We start from the raw sequence: 16,039 nt of genomic DNA, 5'->3' as shown, positions 1-16,039 counted from the left end.
CGGGGCGTTCCCTTTGCGAAGCCCGCATATCGGGAGGTGTCGAACTCCGGCCACCGGGCGGCGGCTTCACTCGCCCGGCGTCCGGCTCCGAGGGCGTTCGGCCACGTACGCGGGCCGAACCGCCCGGACGGCACGTCCTGGCGGCCGGTCAGTCCTCCGGCGACGTCTTGGCCGCCGTGGTCTTCTTCGCGGCCGTCTTCTTCGCCGTGGTCTTCTTGGCGGCCGTCTTCTTGGCCGGTGCCTTCTTCGCGGGGGCCTTCTTGGCCGCGGTCTTCTTCGCCGTCTTCTTGGCGGGGCCCTTGGCGCGCTTCTCGGCGAGGAGCTCGAAGCCGCGCTCGGGGGTGATCGTCTCGACGCTGTCGCCGGAGCGCAGGGTCGCGTTGGTCTCCCCGTCGGTGACGTACGGGCCGAAGCGGCCGTCCTTGACGACGACCGGCTTCTCGCTGACCGGGTCGGTGCCCAGCTCCTTCAGCGGCGGCTTGGCCGCGGCCCGGCCGCGCTGCTTGGGCTGGGCGTAGATCGCCAGCGCCTCTTCCAGCGTGATCGTGAAGAGCTGTTCCTCGGCCTGCAGGGACCGCGAGTCCGTCCCCTTCTTCAGGTACGGGCCGTAGCGGCCGTTCTGCGCGGTGATCTCCTGGCCCTCGGCGTCGGCGCCGACGACGCGCGGCAGCGACATCAGCTTCAGCGCGTCCTCGAGGGTCACCGTGTCCAGCGACATCGACTTGAAGAGGGAGGCGGTGCGTGGCTTGACGGCGTTCTTGCCGGTCTTCGGGGTGCCCTCGGGGAGGATTTCGGTGACGTACGGACCGTAGCGGCCGTCCTTGGCGACGATCGCGTGGCCGGTCTCCGGGTCGGTGCCCAGTTCGTAGTCGCCGCTCGGCTTGGCGAGCAGTTCCTCGGCCAGTTCGACGGTCAGCTCGTCGGGCGCCAGGTCCTCGGGGATGTCCGCGCGCTGGTGCTGCTCGGTGTCCTTCTCGCCGCGCTCGATGTACGGGCCGTAGCGGCCCACGCGCAGCACTATGCCGCTGCCCACCGGGAACGACGACACCTCGCGCGCGTCGATCGCGCCCAGGTCGGTGACGAGTTCCTTGAGGCCGCCGAGGTGGTCGCCGTCGCCGTTGCCGGCGTCGGCCGCGCCGCCGTGGCCCGGGCCCTCACCGAAGTAGAAGCGCCGCAGCCACGGCACGGCCTGGGCCTCGCCGCGGGCGATGCGGTCGAGGTCGTCCTCCATCCGGGCGGTGAAGTCGTAGTCGACGAGGCGGCCGAAGTGCTTCTCCAGGAGGTTGACGACGGCGAAGGACAGGAAGGACGGCACGAGGGCGGTGCCCTTCTTGAACACGTAGCCGCGGTCGAGGATCGTGCCGATGATCGACGCGTACGTCGACGGGCGGCCGATCTCGCGCTCTTCGAGCTCCTTGACGAGGCTGGCCTCGGTGTAGCGGGCCGGGGGCTTGGTGGCGTGCCCGTCGACCGTGATCTCCTCGGCCGTCAGCGCGTCGCCCTCGGTGACCTGCGGCAGACGGCGCTCGCGGTCGTCCAGCTCGGCGTTCGGGTCGTCGGCGCCTTCGACGTACGCCTTCAGGAAGCCGTGGAAAGTGATCGTCTTGCCGGACGCGCTGAACTCGACGTCCCGGCCGTCGGAGGCGGCGCCGCCGATCTTCACGGTGACGCTGTTGCCGGTGGCGTCCTTCATCTGGGAGGCGACGGTCCGCTTCCAGATCAGTTCGTACAGCTTGAACTGGTCGCCGGTCAGGCCGGTCTCCGCGGGCGTGCGGAAGCGGTCGCCGGAGGGGCGGATCGCCTCGTGCGCCTCCTGCGCGTTCTTGACCTTGCCCGCGTACGTACGGGGCTGGGGCGGGAGGTAGTCGGCGCCGTACAGCTGCGTCACCTGGGCGCGGGCGGCCGCGACGGCCGTCTCGCTCAGGGTCGTGGAGTCCGTACGCATGTAGGTGATGTAGCCGTTCTCGTACAGCTTCTGCGCGACCTGCATCGTGACCTTCGCGCCGAAGCCGAGCTTGCGGCTGGCCTCCTGCTGCAGCGTCGTCGTACGGAACGGGGCGTACGGCGAGCGGCGGTACGGCTTGGACTCGACGGAGCGGACCGCGAACCGCGTGTTCTGCAGGGCGGCGGCCAGTGCGCGGGCGTTCGCCTCGTCGAGGTGGAGGGTGTTCGCGCTCTTCAGTTGTCCCAGGGAGTCGAAGTCGCGGCCCTGCGCGACCCGCCTGCCGTCGACGGTCTGGAGGCGGGCGACCAGCGACGACGGGTCACCGGCGCCGCCGAACGGGGGTCCCCCCGCCCGAGCGAGGTCGAGAGTGGGGGCAAAGGTGCCCGTCAGGTCCCAGTACTCAGCGGAACGAAAGGCCCTGCGCTCGCGTTCCCGCTCGACCACGAGCCGGGTCGCGACGGACTGGACGCGGCCGGCCGACAGGCGCGGCATGACCTTCTTCCACAGGACCGGCGAGACCTCGTAGCCGTAGAGACGATCGAGGATGCGGCGGGTCTCCTGGGCGTCGACCAGCTTCTGGTTGAGCTGACGCGGGTTGGCCACGGCCGCCCGGATCGCGTCCTTGGTGATCTCGTGGAACACCATGCGCTTCACGGGGATCTTGGGCTTGAGGACTTCCTGCAGGTGCCAGGCGATGGCCTCGCCCTCGCGGTCCTCATCGGTGGCGAGGAAGAGCTCGTCGGATTCCTTCAGCAGGTCCTTGAGCTTCTTGACCTGGGCCTTCTTGTCGGCGTTGACCACATAAATCGGCTGGAAGTCATGTTCGACGTCCACACCGAGGCGGCGGACCTCACCGGTGTACTTGTCCGGCACCTCGGCGGCACCGTTGGGGAGGTCGCGAATGTGCCCGACGCTCGCCTCGACGATGTATCCAGGGCCCAGATAGCCCTTGATCGTCTTCGCCTTGGCAGGGGACTCGACGATGACGAGTCGGCGGCCGCCGTTCGCGGTCTCGCTGGTCGGGGACAACTTCGCTCTTCTCTCCGGTCGACGCTGGGGGGCTCCCCAGGTCTTGAATCCCGGGGGCGGGTCGTGCTGACGCTGCGGAGTGTGACGGTACATCCCGCCTACGTGTCAAGCGGTAAAAGCCCGCAACGGCCACTCGAACGGTAACCCGACTACCACCATTCCCGCCGCACGGAGTGTCGGCCGTCCCGTTCGACGACTTCCGGAGCGCACGCTTCCCATTTCTCGGACCGGCGGGTTCCCCGTACGATCCGCTCCGCACCCCGGGGGCGGGCCCCGCGCCACTTCGGCGCGACTGAAGCACCGTGTCCCGGGAGCGAGCGCGAGCAGCGCGGCGGCGCCGGCGACGGTCGCCGGCACGAGGGGACCCTCACCGTGGGCGACGGGTCGGCACTGCCGGAGCCGGGGGCCGTAATCCATAGCGCGAGACCGCCTCCGAGCAGGGCGAACACCGGTCCCCGGGGAGATCACCGGCCGCGGTCCACGGCTTCGGCGCCCCTTACTTTTAGTCCGTGCGTGCCTGGCACCGTGAGGCAGCCACGCAGGGCGCGGCTTCGAGACGAACCGGGGATGAACGCCGACCGGCCTGTTCCGTGATCCGCCGGGCCCGCGCGCCCGGCGCGCGCCTGCTGGTCCGACTGCCGGGCCCGGGCTGGGGGCGGGGCCGACCCGAACGGGACTGCCGGGCCGGGCCGGAAAGGAGACGCCGGTCACGTCGCTCGGGCCCCGGTTGTCACAGAGCTCACGTCCGGCCCGTACACGCAGGGTTCCCCACACTGTCCGCGCTCAGGTCGGCCTGATTTCGCCGCTGCCAAGTGGCGCGTACGTCACCCCGCGCTCACATGTGGCATACACGTCATGTCACCCACACCACCGTGGGGTGCGCCCCTGCACCCCCTACGGCGTGGGCACAGTGGGTCACCCCACCCGTGCCGCCGTGCGGCGCGTACGTCACACCACCGGTTCCAGGAACCCCTGCTCCACCAGCAGCCGGATCTGCCCGGGGGTGCGGTCGCGCAGCAGTACCGGGTCCTCGCCGAGCAGCTGGGCGATGGCGTCCAGGATGCGGCCCGCGCTCATCGAGCCGTCACAGACGCCGGCGAAGCCCGCGCCGACCGTGTCGACCTTGGTGGCCCGGCGCATGCCTCGGTTCTGCCGCAGCACGACGTGCTCCGGGTCCTCGGCTCCGGGCAGCCCCACCTGTTCCTGTACGACCTCTGCGGCGAGCCTGAAGCGGTGTTCGAGAAGGGCCGCGTCGTCGTGCGTCCGCAAGTAGTCGAGGCGGGTGAAGTGCGCCCGGACCACGTCGCCGAGCGGCTGCTCGACCGGATGCGGCCACTCCTCGGCGGTGACCGACGGCACGGCGGAGCCGGTCCTGCGCAGCGTGATCCACCCGAAGCCCACCGCTCTCACCTTGCGCGCCTCGAACTCGTCGAGCCACGCGCCGTACCGCGCCCGGTACGCGGCCGGGTCGTCCCGGTGGTCCCCGGCGTCCCTGAGCCACAGCTCGGCGTACTGCGTGACGTCCTGCACCTCGCGCTGCACGATCCACGCGTCACAGCCGCGCGGCACCCACGACCTGAGTCTGTCCTGCCAGTCCTCCCCCTCGACGTGCTGCCAGTTGGCGAGGAACTGCGCGAACCCGCCCTCGGTCAACCGCTCCCCCGCCTGCTGAACGAGCGTGCGGCACAGGTCGTCCCCGCCCATTCCGCCGTCGCGGTAGGTGAGCCGGGCATTGGGCGAGATCACGAACGGCGGATTCGACACGATCAGGTCGTACGCCTCCCCGTCCTTGACGGGCTCGAACAGCGAGCCCTCCCGCAGGTCCGCGGCCGGGGCGCCGGACAGCGCCAGGGTGAGCGCGGTGATGTGCAGGGCGCGCGGGTTGACGTCGGTGGCCGTCACACGTGTGGCGTGCCGGGAGGCGTGCAGCGCCTGGATGCCGGACCCGGTGCCGAGGTCGAGCGCGGCGGCGACGGGCGTACGGACGGTGATGCCGGCCAGGGTCGTGGAGGCGCCGCCGACGCCGAGGACGACACCCTCGGCGCGGCTGGCGATGCCGCCGGCGCCACCCACGGCGCAGCCGAGGTCGGACACGATGAACCAGTCCTCGCCGCCGGGCCCGCCGTACGGCCGGACGTCCACGGCCGCGGCGATCCCGTCGCTTCCGGTGCGTGCCAGCCAGCCCGTCTCCAGGCACGCGTCGACGGGCAGGACGTCCGCCACGCGGGCGTACGGCACGGGCTGCTGGAGGAGGAACAGCCGGACGAGCATCTCCAGCGGCGTGTCCCCGCGGGTCGCCCGGAGCGCGGGCACGGTCTCGCTGCGCGCCAGCGCCGCGTACGCGGGGGCGCCGAGCAGGTCGAGCAGTCCGTCGGCGGTGAAGGAGGCCCCGAGCAGGGCGTCGCGGAGCCGGGCGGCGGTCTCGGGTCGGTCGGCGGAGGGCAGCGGCGACAGGGTGGCGTTACTCACGACCCCATTGTGTCCGCTCGCACCGACATCGCGCGCGTGCGCACCGGCTGCCCGGCGGGCGCTCACACACGTGCGCACCGGCTGTCCGGCATCGCTCACACGCGTGGGGACCGGCTGTCCGGCCATCGCTCCCACGCGTGCGTGCCGGTCCGGTCGGGTCCGTCGCGTTCACCGCACGCGCGTGCGTGCCGACTCCCGGCGGCTCTCCCGCTCGCTGCGCGCGGGCACGTGCGTGTGCGTCGGCTCCCGGCACCCGCGCGTGCCGGGAGCCGACGCCGTGCGGCAGCGGGTCGGCGCTAGCCGGCGTCCGCCGGCGCCGTGGCCGACTTGCAGCTCTCCTGCCTGCCCATGGCCTCGCCGACCTCGCCCTCCTCCAGCGTCTTCAGGGCGTTGTTGCCGCTCTTGCCGAGCTTGTCGAGCTCGGTGGCGACGTCCTTCAGGCCGTCGGCGAACTTCGCCTGGTCCTTGGTGTCGAGCGCGTCGACCTTCTTCTTCAGGGAGGCGTAGGCGGAGGAGATGCCGTTGAGCTCCTTCACCGCGTCCTTCTGCTTCTTCTCGCCGTTGTCGACGTCGGGCGCACCGGCCCGGTCGACGGCGGCGCCGATCGCCTTGTAGGCGTCGGACATGTCGTGGAAGGCCTTGGAGTCGGTCTTCTGGACCTCTTCCGGCGTGCTGTTGTCCGAGGTCTCCTTCTGGATCGCGGCGTTGGCCGACGCGATGCGCTTGGCCTGGGGCTGCACCTCGTCGCAGACCTGCTTGGCCCAGGAGTCCAGCTCTTCGTTGTTGTCGCTGCCGCATCCCGTCAGCGCCAGTACCAGTACCGCACCGCCGGACAGCACGGCCGCGAGCTTTTTCTTCACCGGTTGGTCCCTTCCATGACTCTCGGCCCCGGAACATACACGCCAGATGGGCGACAAACGCATGCCGGGCAGCCGCTATGACTCCATTGGAGCCATTTGCACCAAGCGAGAGAAGGCTCACTGTCACGGATTACCCGCACCGGTGCGGTGCGACGAGACGTCAATGCCGACCGTATATACGCCCCTTGAGCTGCGATTTCACTCCGCCCCGGGCCCGGTCGCTAGGAAACGACCGCCGGATCGGCCGACTTGGGCTCGGTTCCGGCGTCGTCCTCGTCACCCATGGCGATCCCGCGCCGTTTCGAGACGCAGACCGCGCCGACGACGACGCCGAGCGCGAGCACCGCGATCACGATCCGTACGCCGGCGCTCTGTTCGGGGCCGTAGGAGAACTTGATGACCGCGGGGGCGATGAGCAGCGACACCAGGTTCATGACCTTCAGCAGGGGGTTGATCGCGGGTCCCGCGGTGTCCTTGAACGGGTCGCCGACCGTGTCGCCGATGACCGTCGCCGCGTGGGCCTCGCTGCCCTTGCCGCCGTGGTGGCCGTCCTCCACCAGCTTCTTGGCGTTGTCCCAGGCTCCGCCGGAGTTGGCGAGGAACACCGCCATCAGCGTGCCCGCGCCGATCGCGCCCGCCAGGAACGCGCCGAGCGCCCCCACGCCGAGCGTGAACCCGATGAAGACGGGCGCCAGTACGGCCAGCAACCCGGGCGTGGCCAGCTCCCGCAGGGCGTCCCTGGTGCAGATGTCGACGACCTTGCCGTACTCCGGTTTCTCCGTGTAATCCATGATCCCGGGCCGCTCGCGGAACTGCCGGCGTACCTCGAAGACCACGGCACCCGCCGAGCGCGACACCGCGTTGATCGCCAGTCCCGAGAAGAGGAAGACGACCGCCGCGCCGGCGATCAGGCCGACCAGGTTGTTCGGCTGGGAGATGTCCATCATCAGGGTCATGGGCGCGCCGTCGCCGGTGAGTCTCACGCCCACGTCCCGCGCGCCGGTGGTGATCGCGTCACGGTAGGAGCCGAACAGCGCCGACGCGGCGAGTACGGCGGTGGCGATCGCGATGCCCTTCGTGATGGCCTTGGTGGTGTTGCCGACGGCGTCCAGGTCGGTGAGCACCTGTGCTCCGGCGCCCCGGACGTCGCCGGACATCTCGGCGATGCCCTGCGCGTTGTCACTGACCGGTCCGAAGGTGTCCATCGCGACGATCACCCCGACCGTGGTGAGCAGGCCGGTGCCCGCCAGCGCCACGGCGAACAGCGCCAGCATGATCGACGTACCGCCCAGCAGGAACGCGCCGTACACGCCGAGGCCGATCAACAGGGCGGTGTAGACGGCCGATTCCAGGCCGAGCGAGATGCCGGCCAGGACCACGGTCGCGGGACCGGTGAGCGAGGATCTTCCGATGTCCCGGACGGGCCGCCGGGTGGTCTCGGTGAAGTAGCCCGTGAGCTGCTGGATCACCGCGGCCAGCACGATGCCGATGGCGACCGCGACGAGCGCGAGGACCCGCGGGTCACCGGACTTGGCCCGGATCGCCACGTCGGTGACGCCGTCCAGTTCCGCGTACGTGGCGGGCAGGTGGACGAACACGGCGACCGCGACCAGGACGAGCGAGATCACCGCCGAGATGGTGAAGCCGCGGTTGATCGCGCTCATACCGCTGCGGTCGGCCCGCCGCGGCGCCACCGCGAAGATGCCGATCATGGCCGTGAGCACGCCGATCGCCGGCACGAGCAGCGGGAACGCCAGTCCCGAGTCGCCGAAGGCCACCTTGCCGAGGATCAGCGCGGCGACCAGCGTCACGGCGTACGACTCGAAGAGGTCGGCCGCCATGCCCGCGCAGTCGCCCACGTTGTCGCCCACGTTGTCGGCGATGGTCGCGGCGTTGCGCGGGTCGTCCTCCGGGATGCCCTGCTCGACCTTGCCGACCAGGTCGGCGCCGACGTCGGCGGCCTTGGTGAAGATGCCGCCGCCGACCCTCATGAACATCGCGATCAGCGCCGCCCCGAGCCCGAAGCCCTCCAGCACTTTCGGTGCGTCGGCCGCGTACACCAGCACCACACAGGAGGCGCCCAGCAGGCCGAGCCCCACGGTGAACATGCCGACAACGCCGCCCGTGCGAAATGCGATTTTCATCGCCTGGTGCGAGACGAGGGTGAGATCCTTTTCCGGTTCACCCACCGCCGGGGTCGCCTCGCGTGCCGCTGCGGCGACCCGCACATTACTGCGTACGGCGAGCCTCATGCCGATATAACCGGTGGCTGCCGAGAACGCCGCCCCGATCAGGAAGAACGCCGATCGTCCCGCACGTTGATTCCAGTCGTCCGCGGGCAGCAGCATGAGCAGGAAAAACACGATCACCGCGAATACGCCGAGTGTGCGCAACTGACGGGCCAGATAGGCGTTCGCGCCCTCCTGGACTGCTGCCGCGATCTTCTTCATGCTGTCGGTGCCCTCGCCGGCCGCGAGAACCTGGCGCACCAGGACGCCCGCGACCACGAGTGCCGCCAGGGCGACGACGGCGATCACCGCGACGAGCACTCGGTTTTCGTCCGTGAGCACTGCGGCGGCGAGAGGGGTGGATCGGTCCAACTGCTGAGGGAGAGAAAGCTCCGTCATGCGTCCTCCTCAACGCTTGGACTGAACTCAAGACATGGACGGCATACAGGTGACCGGATCAGCTCCGTACAGCGAGCGGCACGACGTGAACGCGATTGACCGCCGGCCGTCTTTTGTATGGATCATCGCCCCAGACTCCCGAACCAGAAAGCAGTCATACGTCGCGGCGTCGTCGCGTGATCGAATTCCGCGCGACCGGCCATGAATGACCTCACGACAACCCATGAATGACGCACGGGCCGGATATGCACGGGCCGGCCTCGGACGACATCACGAGCGGTCGCGAATGGCTTCGCGAAAGCATCGCGTCGGGATCACTGTAGGCGCGCGCTCCGAGGGCCGCCACGCAAAAGGGCCCTACGGAGTAGGGCCCTACGGAAACCGACCCGACGAGGGAGCCCTCGCCGGGTGAGTGAAACGAGTCGAACGAATCAAGCAGGTCAGGCGGGTACGACGGTCGGCGGGATCGTCGGCCACGTCATACGGATCGACCCGCCCTGTTCGCCGACGGAGACTTCCACGTCGTCCACGAGGCCGCTGATGACCGCGAGGCCCATCTCGTCCTCCTCGGCCTCCGCGTCGGGGTCGCCGGGCTCGGCGCCGGAGCCCCGGTCACCGGACACGGTGTGCGGCGCCTCGTCACCGACCTCGATGGAGAACTGCTTCTCCTCCTCGATCAGCAGCACCTGCACCGGCGCGGCGATTCCACCCGTCTGGTGCAGTCCGACGGCGCGGGAGCACGCCTCGCCGACAGCGAGCCGGACCTCGTCGAGGACCGCCTCGTCCACCCCGGCCCTGCGCGCCACCGCTGCCGCCACCAGACGGGCGGTCCTGACGTGCTCGGGCAGCGCGCTGAAGCGGAGTTCGACGGTGGCCATGCATCCCCCTCGCGACTACGGGCGTGCGGACGGGAGAACGGGCCGCCCAGGGCCCGTCCCCCTTCGATGAAGTTCGATCTTCACTGAAGATCGATGAGATCGGGCGCCCCGGGCGCGTGGCCCGGGGCGGAGTGGTCAGTCGGTGGCCGCCACCGCTTCCTCGACCGAGGTGTGAATCGGGAACACCTTGGTGAGGCCGGTAATGCGGAAGATCTTGAGAATGCGCTCCTGGTTGCAGACCAGGCGCAGCGAGCCCTCGTGGGCACGCACACGCTTCAGACCGCCGACCAGCACGCCGAGCCCGGTGGAGTCGAGGAAGTCCACGCCCTCCATGTCGACGACGAGGTGGAAACTCCCGTCGTTCACCAGCTCGACCAGCTGCTCGCGCAGTTTGGGCGCGGTATATACGTCGATTTCGCCACCGACCTCGACGACCGTACGATCGCCGACGGTACGGGTCGACAGGGACAGGTCCACGGATCCTCCAGCACCTTGCTATCGAGCGGTCGCCCCTCGGGTACCTCGGCTTGAGGCCCCCCGGGGCGGTTCGCCAGCCGCGATGGCATTCAATCACTTACCGGCATGCGTGCACGACGGCTTGGCTCCATTGTCCGTCACGCCAGTGACACACTCGGAGCCAATGGCCGAGAATCACCGATCCGATCAACCCCCGACGAGCCCCGTCTCCCGCCTGGATCCGGGCGCGGTTCTGGCCCGGCTGACCGCCGGGCAGAACCGCGCTTCGCGCATCACTCATACGGAGCACCTGCCCCCGCGTGCGGGCCGCCATGCCGTATGGCCCGACCGGATCAGGTCCGAGGTGATCGCCGCCGTGCAGGCAGCGGGCATCGCGCATCCGTGGGAGCACCAGGCACGTGCGGCCGAGCACGCCCTGGACGGCGATTCGGTGGTCGTCGCCACCGGCACCGCCTCCGGCAAGTCCCTGGCCTACCTGGTGCCGGTGCTCTCCCGCCTCCTGGACGGCTCGGAGGCACCCAACGGCCGAGGTGCCACCACCCTGTACCTGGCCCCGACCAAAGCACTTGCGGCGGACCAGTGCCGATCCGTGAAGGAACTTTCACACCCCCTCGGCCATTCCGTACGGCCGGCCGTGTACGACGGCGACACGCCGGTCGAGGAACGCGAATGGATCCGCCAGTACGCCAACTACGTCCTCACCAACCCCGACATGCTGCACCGCGGCATACTGCCCTCACATCCCCGCTGGTCCTCCTTCCTGAAGGCGCTGGAGTACGTCGTCGTCGACGAGTGCCACACCTACCGCGGCGTCTTCGGTTCGCACGTCGCCCAGGTGCTGCGCCGACTGCGCCGGCTGTGTGCCCGCTACGGCGCCTCCCCCGTCTTCCTGCTGGCCTCCGCGACGGCCGCCGAACCGTCCGTCGCCGCTCAGCGCCTGACCGGCCTGCCCGTGCTCGAAGTGGCCGACGACGCCTCACCGCGCGGTGAACTGGTGTTCGCCCTGTGGGAACCCCCGCTCACCGAACTGCACGGCGAGAAGGGCGCCCCCGTCCGACGCACCGCCACCGCCGAGGCCGCCGACCTGCTGACCGACCTCACAATTCAGGGCGTCCGCTCGGTCGCCTTCGTACGCTCCCGGCGCGGCGCCGAGCTGATCTCCGTCATCGCCCAGGAACGCCTCGGCGAGGTCGACCGCTCCCTCGCCCGGCGTGTCGCGGCCTACCGCGGCGGCTACCTCCCCGAGGAGCGCCGCGCCCTGGAACGCGCCATCCACTCCGGCGAACTCCTCGGCCTCGCCGCGACCAACGCCCTCGAACTCGGTGTCGACATCTCCGGCCTGGACGCCGTCGTCATCACCGGCTACCCGGGCACCCGCGCCTCCCTGTGGCAGCAGGCGGGCCGGGCCGGACGCTCCGGACAGGGCGCCCTCGCCGTCCTGGTCGCCCGCGACGACCCCCTGGACACGTACCTCGTGCACCACCCCGAGGCCCTGTTCGCGCAGCCCGTGGAGTCCACCGTCCTCGACCCCGACAACCCGTACGTGCTGGCCCCTCACCTGTGCGCGGCCGCCGCGGAACTGCCACTGACGGACGACGACCTGGAACTGTTCGGCCCCGCCTGCGACGAACTGCTCCCCCAGCTGGAGGCCGCGAAGCTGCTGCGCCGCCGCACGAAGGCCTGGCACTGGACGCGCCGCGAACGGGCCTCCGACCTGACCGACATCCGCGGCGAGGGCGGCCGGCCGGTGCAGGTCGTCGAGGCCGGCACGGGACGGCTGCTCGGCACGGTCGACGAGGGTGCCGCGCACTCGGCCGTCCACGAGGGTGCGGTCCACCTCCACCAGGGCCGCACCTATCTGGTGCGCTCGCTCGACCTGGAGGACTCCGTCGCCCTCGTCGAGCAGGCCGCCCCGCCCTACGCGACGGTCGCCCGCGACACGACGGCGATCTCCGTCCTGGAGACCGACATCGAGGTCCCCTGGGGCGACGGCCGCCTGTGCTACGGAGCCGTCGAGGTCACCAACCAGGTGGTCTCCTTCCTCCGCCGCCGGCTGATCACCGGCGAGGTCCTCGGCGAGACGAAACTCGACCTCCCTCCTCGTACGCTGCGCACCCGCGCCGTGTGGTGGACCGTCACCGAGGACCAGCTGGACGCCGCCCGGATCAACCCCGAGATCCTCGGCGGCGCCCTGCACGCCGCCGAACACGCGTCGATCGGCATGCTGCCCCTGTTCGCGACCTGCGACCGCTGGGACATCGGCGGCGTGTCGGTGCCGCTGCACCCCGACACGCTCCTGCCGACGGTCTTCGTCTACGACGGCCAGCCCGGTGGCGCGGGATTCGCCGAGCGCGCCTTCCACACCGCCCGCGAGTGGCTCACCGCCACCCGCCAGGCCATCGCCTCCTGCGAGTGCGACGCCGGCTGTCCCTCCTGCATCCAGTCCCCCAAATGCGGCAACGGCAACGATCCCCTGCACAAGCGGGGGGCGGTACGGCTGCTCACGGTGTTGTTGCGGGGTGCGGGCGGGGCGGGGAGCCCGGAGGGTGCGGTGGGGCCGGTAGGGCCGGTGGGGCCGGACGGTACGACGGGTGCAGCAACGCCGGACGGTGCCGTGAAACCGATGGGGCCGGACGGTACGACGGGTGCAGCGACGCCGGAACGTGCCGCGGGACCGGTGGCACCGGACGGTACGACGGAGTCAGCCGCGGGTACGGCGGAGGCGGCCACGGCAGAGGGTGCCGTGGCGGAGGGTGCGGAGTCGCCGATGCAGTAGGTGCCGGGGACGGCCCGGGGGGCAGCGCGCGGGTCAAGGGGCGCGCCCCGGTGGGCGGCGGGACGGATGCCCGGGCGCGGCGGCTGCCGCCGTGGGCAGGGGATCTGCCGCGGTGGGCGCCATGCTTGCCGCCGTGCGGTCGGGGCCCCTCGGGGCGCGCACAGGAGGGGCTGGAGCTGTCCCTGCGGGCGCCGACTGCCCGTGAGCCCGTGGCCGCCTCGTCGCGGGCGCCGCACCCGCGGGTCCCGCTCTGGCGCGGGCCCGGGCGGTGAACGGTCCCAGCGCAGCTGTCGCCGTCACGTCGGAGATCTCGCCCGTCACCACGCACCGTACGAGCCGTGTGCCCGTGGCCCGGGCCACCCGCTCCGCCCGGGCGCAAGCCGCCTCCGCGCCCTCTGTCCAGTGGTCCGCCGCCGCGAGCGCCGCCAGATCGGCACTCCCGGCTGCGCGGTGCCGGGCCAGGACGACCTGCCCCAGCACGAGGACGGCACCGAACACCACGCACAGGACGCCGATCGCGCCCACCGACCAGACGGTGGCGGAACCCCGATCGGAGAACCGAGCCCTCATGTCCCGGCCCTCGCCGTGGGCCCGGCGCCCGCCACCTCTCCGGCACCCGCCGCCCCGCCGTCCGGCGGCTCCACAGGACCCGGTGTCTCCGCGCCTGCCACGTCACCGGCGTCCGCCGTCCCCGGGCCCGTAGCCTCTTCGGCATCCGCCACCGCTTCCGCCCGCAGGTCGAAGGGCAGGGGCGTCTTCGCCACGACCACCACCCGGACCTGGCTCTCTTCCCGGCTGATCGTGACCGTCGCCCCGCGCGGCGCGATGCCACGGGCCACCTCTTCGACCTGGTCCGCAGGGTCCTGACGGGCCGCCGCCCGTGCGCCCGACCGTGCCGCGTCCACGCACTGGATCTGCACCAGCACCGCGATCAGCCCGCTCACCAGCAGCGCCGTGAACGTCAGCAGCACGGGCAGCGCCAAGGCCGCCTCCGCCGTCACGAACCCACCGTCCGCGTCCCGCCTCCCCGGCGGTCGCTTCTCACACCCGCGCATGGAGCGCTCGCTCGACAAGGTCCTGCAGTTCCGCGGTGACGGCCCCGCTCGTCACCACCTGGTGGAGCACGATCGCGAAGCCCACGGCCGCCACGATCCCCATCGCATATTCGGAAGTGACCATTCCGCTATCACTCCATGCGCCTTTGCGCGCCGTAAGCACCCCGCACACCAGGGCACGCATCCGTGCCCGCATCACCTGAGACATCACAACCCCCGTGCATCGTCATCGCTGTTCGGCTGGTTCGGTTCGAATCTGCCGTCGGCCGTCCGTGCCGGCGGCCTTCGCCCAAGTGGTCCGGCATCACCCCCCGGCTCCACGCAGCACACCGCCGGCGAGCCCGAGGACGACCGGCAGGATGCCCACCGCGATGAACGCGGGCAGGAAACAGAGCCCCACGGGCGCGGTGACCAGGACGGCAGCCCGCCGGGCGCGTGCCGTCGCCGTGCGTGCCCAGTCGGCGCGGGCTTCCGCGGCCACCCACGCGACCGGTCCGGCCGCCGGAAGACCGGACACACCGGCCTGCTCCAGCAGCCGCGCCAGCGGTACGGCACCCGGCACGGTGGCGAGCCCGCGCCACGCGTCGCCCGGTTCGCCACCGAGCCGCACCTCGGCCGCGCCGCGCGCCAGACCGTCACCCACGGGGCCGCCGAGGGCCTCTCCGACGGCCTCCGCGGCGATTACGGGCCCCGCGCCCGCCGCGATACAGGCCGCCAGCAGATCGGCCGCGAGGGGCAGTTGCCGGGCCGCCTCGGCCGCATCCCGTTCCCTCGCCGCCGTACCCGCCGCCTCCTGTCGCAGCCGCCACCGCCACAACCCGCCCGCGGCGACCAGTCCCACGGCCGCACCCGCGATCCCGCCGATCAGCAGCCATCCGGCGCACACCGCGCCCGCGAGGGGCAACCCGCGCCGTAGGACGTCCCGCGCCGGAAGCCGCCGTTCCGTGCGGCTCGTGCCGAGGGCCGGCAGGACCGCCAGGCGCCGCCGCAGCCGCCTCGCGCTCCGCATCACCGACAGCCGTCGCACGACCCATACGGCAGCCAGTGCCGTCCCCGAGGCCACCCCCAGCCTGTGGACAAAGTCCGCGCTCATGCCGCCTCCGCTCCCCGGACGATCCGCATCGCCCACCACAGTCCAAGGCCCTCCAGCACGCCGCCCACGACCAGGCAGCCGAGTCCCGCGCCGGTGTGCAGCAGCACGTGCAGCGGATCCGTACCGAGCGCGGCACCGAGCAGCAGTCCGAGCACGGGCAGCCCCGCGAGCATCGCGGCAGTGGCCCGCGCACCCGCCAACTGGGCGCGTAGATCCGCGCGTCGGTCCCTCTCGGCGCGCAGCGCCGCCTCCAGCCGGTCGAGCCCGGCGGCCAGGCCCGCCCCCTGGTCCACGGCCACCCGCCAGCAGGCGGCCAGCCCCAGCAGCCCGCCGGCGCCCGGTTGCCGCGCCGCCGACGTAAGCGCTCCCGGTACGTCACCGCCGAACCGCGCCGCCGCCAGCACCGCCGCCCGCGCGTCCCCCAGCCCGCCGGTTTCGCGGGCGGCCCGCAGCAGCGCCTCACCCGGCTGCCGCCCCGCCCGCACCTCACCGGCGAGCGCGCCGCACAGCGCGATCACCGCGTCACCCCGGCGCTCCCGGCCCCGCCCGGCCCGAGCCGCGAGCCGCAGCCGCCGTACGAGGGGCACCCCGGCCACCCCCACGACGACCGGCAGTAGCGACGCTCCCAGCAACCCCAGGACCAGCCCTGCCACCACCGCGCACCACTCGACGCGCAGCCGCCCGCGGAGCCCTCGTACGCCCTCGGCCAGCTCCCGCCAGCCCGGCGGTCCGATGTCCACCGCGCCGCCCCCGGCCAGCAGCAGCCGGGCCCGCCGGGTTCCCGGATGCCATCCGTTCGTCGAGCACATCACGGCCGCCGCGCACGCCAC

General features: G+C 71.7%; 11 protein-coding genes and 1 pseudogene. 1 reads left to right on the top strand and 11 read right to left on the bottom strand.

The annotated features are described in order from the left end of the window. Window positions 1–148: 148 nt before the first annotated feature. The 6 genes from topA to bldG form a co-directional block, all read right to left on the bottom strand. Window positions 149–2,974, bottom strand: a complete 2,826-nt coding sequence (gene topA / locus ABZ354_RS14135; protein WP_358656416.1) for a type I DNA topoisomerase — start codon at window positions 2,972–2,974, stop codon at window positions 149–151. A 948-nt stretch (window positions 2,975–3,922) separates the two neighbouring features. Then, window positions 3,923–5,443 carry a methyltransferase gene (locus ABZ354_RS14130; protein WP_358656414.1) on the bottom strand — a complete coding sequence of 507 codons (1,521 nt, stop codon included), beginning with the start codon at window positions 5,441–5,443 and terminating at the stop codon, window positions 3,923–3,925. Window positions 5,444–5,739: 296 nt separating this feature from the next. After that, window positions 5,740–6,366: a small secreted protein gene (locus ABZ354_RS14125; RefSeq protein ID WP_358656412.1), complete on the bottom strand. Its 627-nt coding sequence runs from the start codon at window positions 6,364–6,366 to the stop codon at window positions 5,740–5,742. Window positions 6,367–6,524: 158 nt separating this feature from the next. Then, complete coding sequence (locus ABZ354_RS14120; protein ID WP_358656410.1) at window positions 6,525–8,930, bottom strand: sodium-translocating pyrophosphatase; 2,406 nt, start codon at window positions 8,928–8,930, stop codon at window positions 6,525–6,527. Between the two features lie 440 nt (window positions 8,931–9,370). Continuing rightward, entirely contained in the window at window positions 9,371–9,808 is a 438-nt protein-coding gene (locus tag ABZ354_RS14115) for an ATP-binding protein (protein WP_358656408.1), read from the bottom strand. A gap of 135 nt (window positions 9,809–9,943) precedes the next feature. Next, window positions 9,944–10,285 carry an anti-sigma factor antagonist BldG gene (bldG, locus tag ABZ354_RS14110; RefSeq protein ID WP_003975386.1) on the bottom strand — a complete coding sequence of 114 codons (342 nt, stop codon included), beginning with the start codon at window positions 10,283–10,285 and terminating at the stop codon, window positions 9,944–9,946. Between the two features lie 82 nt (window positions 10,286–10,367). Here bldG and ABZ354_RS14105 point away from each other — a divergent pair, with 82 nt between their 5' ends. Next, the gene (locus tag ABZ354_RS14105) at window positions 10,368–13,061 is read left to right on the top strand and encodes a DEAD/DEAH box helicase (protein WP_358656406.1); all 2,694 of its coding nucleotides are present in this window, start codon (window positions 10,368–10,370) and stop codon (window positions 13,059–13,061) included. Between the two features lie 237 nt (window positions 13,062–13,298). On the opposite strand, the pseudogene ABZ354_RS14100 reads toward ABZ354_RS14105, so the two are convergent. The 5 genes and pseudogenes from ABZ354_RS14100 to ABZ354_RS14080 all read right to left on the bottom strand — a co-directional run. After that, window positions 13,299–13,631 (bottom strand): annotated as a pseudogene (locus ABZ354_RS14100) (Rv3654c family TadE-like protein); the annotation flags it as partial. Next, a complete protein-coding gene (locus ABZ354_RS14095; protein WP_358656404.1) occupies window positions 13,628–14,062 on the bottom strand; it encodes a TadE family type IV pilus minor pilin in 435 nt (144 codons plus the stop codon). The pseudogene ABZ354_RS14100 and the gene ABZ354_RS14095, both read right to left, overlap by 4 nt. 40 nt (window positions 14,063–14,102) lie before the next feature. Next, entirely contained in the window at window positions 14,103–14,324 is a 222-nt protein-coding gene (locus ABZ354_RS14090) for a DUF4244 domain-containing protein (protein ID WP_358656402.1), read from the bottom strand. A gap of 96 nt (window positions 14,325–14,420) precedes the next feature. Then, on the bottom strand, window positions 14,421–15,209 hold the full coding sequence (locus ABZ354_RS14085) for a type II secretion system F family protein (RefSeq protein WP_358656400.1): 789 nt from the start codon (window positions 15,207–15,209) through the stop codon (window positions 14,421–14,423). Further along, window positions 15,206–16,018, bottom strand: coding sequence for a type II secretion system F family protein (locus ABZ354_RS14080; protein ID WP_358656578.1), 813 nt, complete (start codon window positions 16,016–16,018; stop codon window positions 15,206–15,208). The genes ABZ354_RS14085 and ABZ354_RS14080 overlap by 4 nt, the downstream gene beginning before the upstream one ends. Between the last annotated feature and the right edge of the window lie 21 nt (window positions 16,019–16,039).

Origin of the sequence: Streptomyces sp. NPDC005925, from assembly GCF_040638805.1 — a bacterium.
GTDB lineage: Bacteria > Actinomycetota > Actinomycetes > Streptomycetales > Streptomycetaceae > Streptomyces.
This window is presented reverse-complemented; position numbering and strand designations above follow the sequence as displayed.

What these genes read in the sequence shown, in the direction of transcription:
- ABZ354_RS14125 (WP_358656412.1), bottom strand. Translation starts at nt 6,366, where the DNA reads ATGCGTTTGTCGCCCATCTGGCGTGTATGTTCCGGGGCCGAGAGTCAT.
- ABZ354_RS14120 (WP_358656410.1), bottom strand. Translation starts at nt 8,930, where the DNA reads ATGACGGAGCTTTCTCTCCCTCAGCAGTTGGACCGATCCACCCCTCTC.
- ABZ354_RS14115 (WP_358656408.1), bottom strand. Translation starts at nt 9,808, where the DNA reads ATGGCCACCGTCGAACTCCGCTTCAGCGCGCTGCCCGAGCACGTCAGG.
- ABZ354_RS14105 (WP_358656406.1), top strand. Translation starts at nt 10,368, where the DNA reads ATGGCATTCAATCACTTACCGGCATGCGTGCACGACGGCTTGGCTCCA.
- ABZ354_RS14090 (WP_358656402.1), bottom strand. Translation starts at nt 14,324, where the DNA reads ATGTCTCAGGTGATGCGGGCACGGATGCGTGCCCTGGTGTGCGGGGTG.
- ABZ354_RS14085 (WP_358656400.1), bottom strand. Translation starts at nt 15,209, where the DNA reads ATGAGCGCGGACTTTGTCCACAGGCTGGGGGTGGCCTCGGGGACGGCA.
- ABZ354_RS14080 (WP_358656578.1), bottom strand. Translation starts at nt 16,018, where the DNA reads ATGTGCTCGACGAACGGATGGCATCCGGGAACCCGGCGGGCCCGGCTG.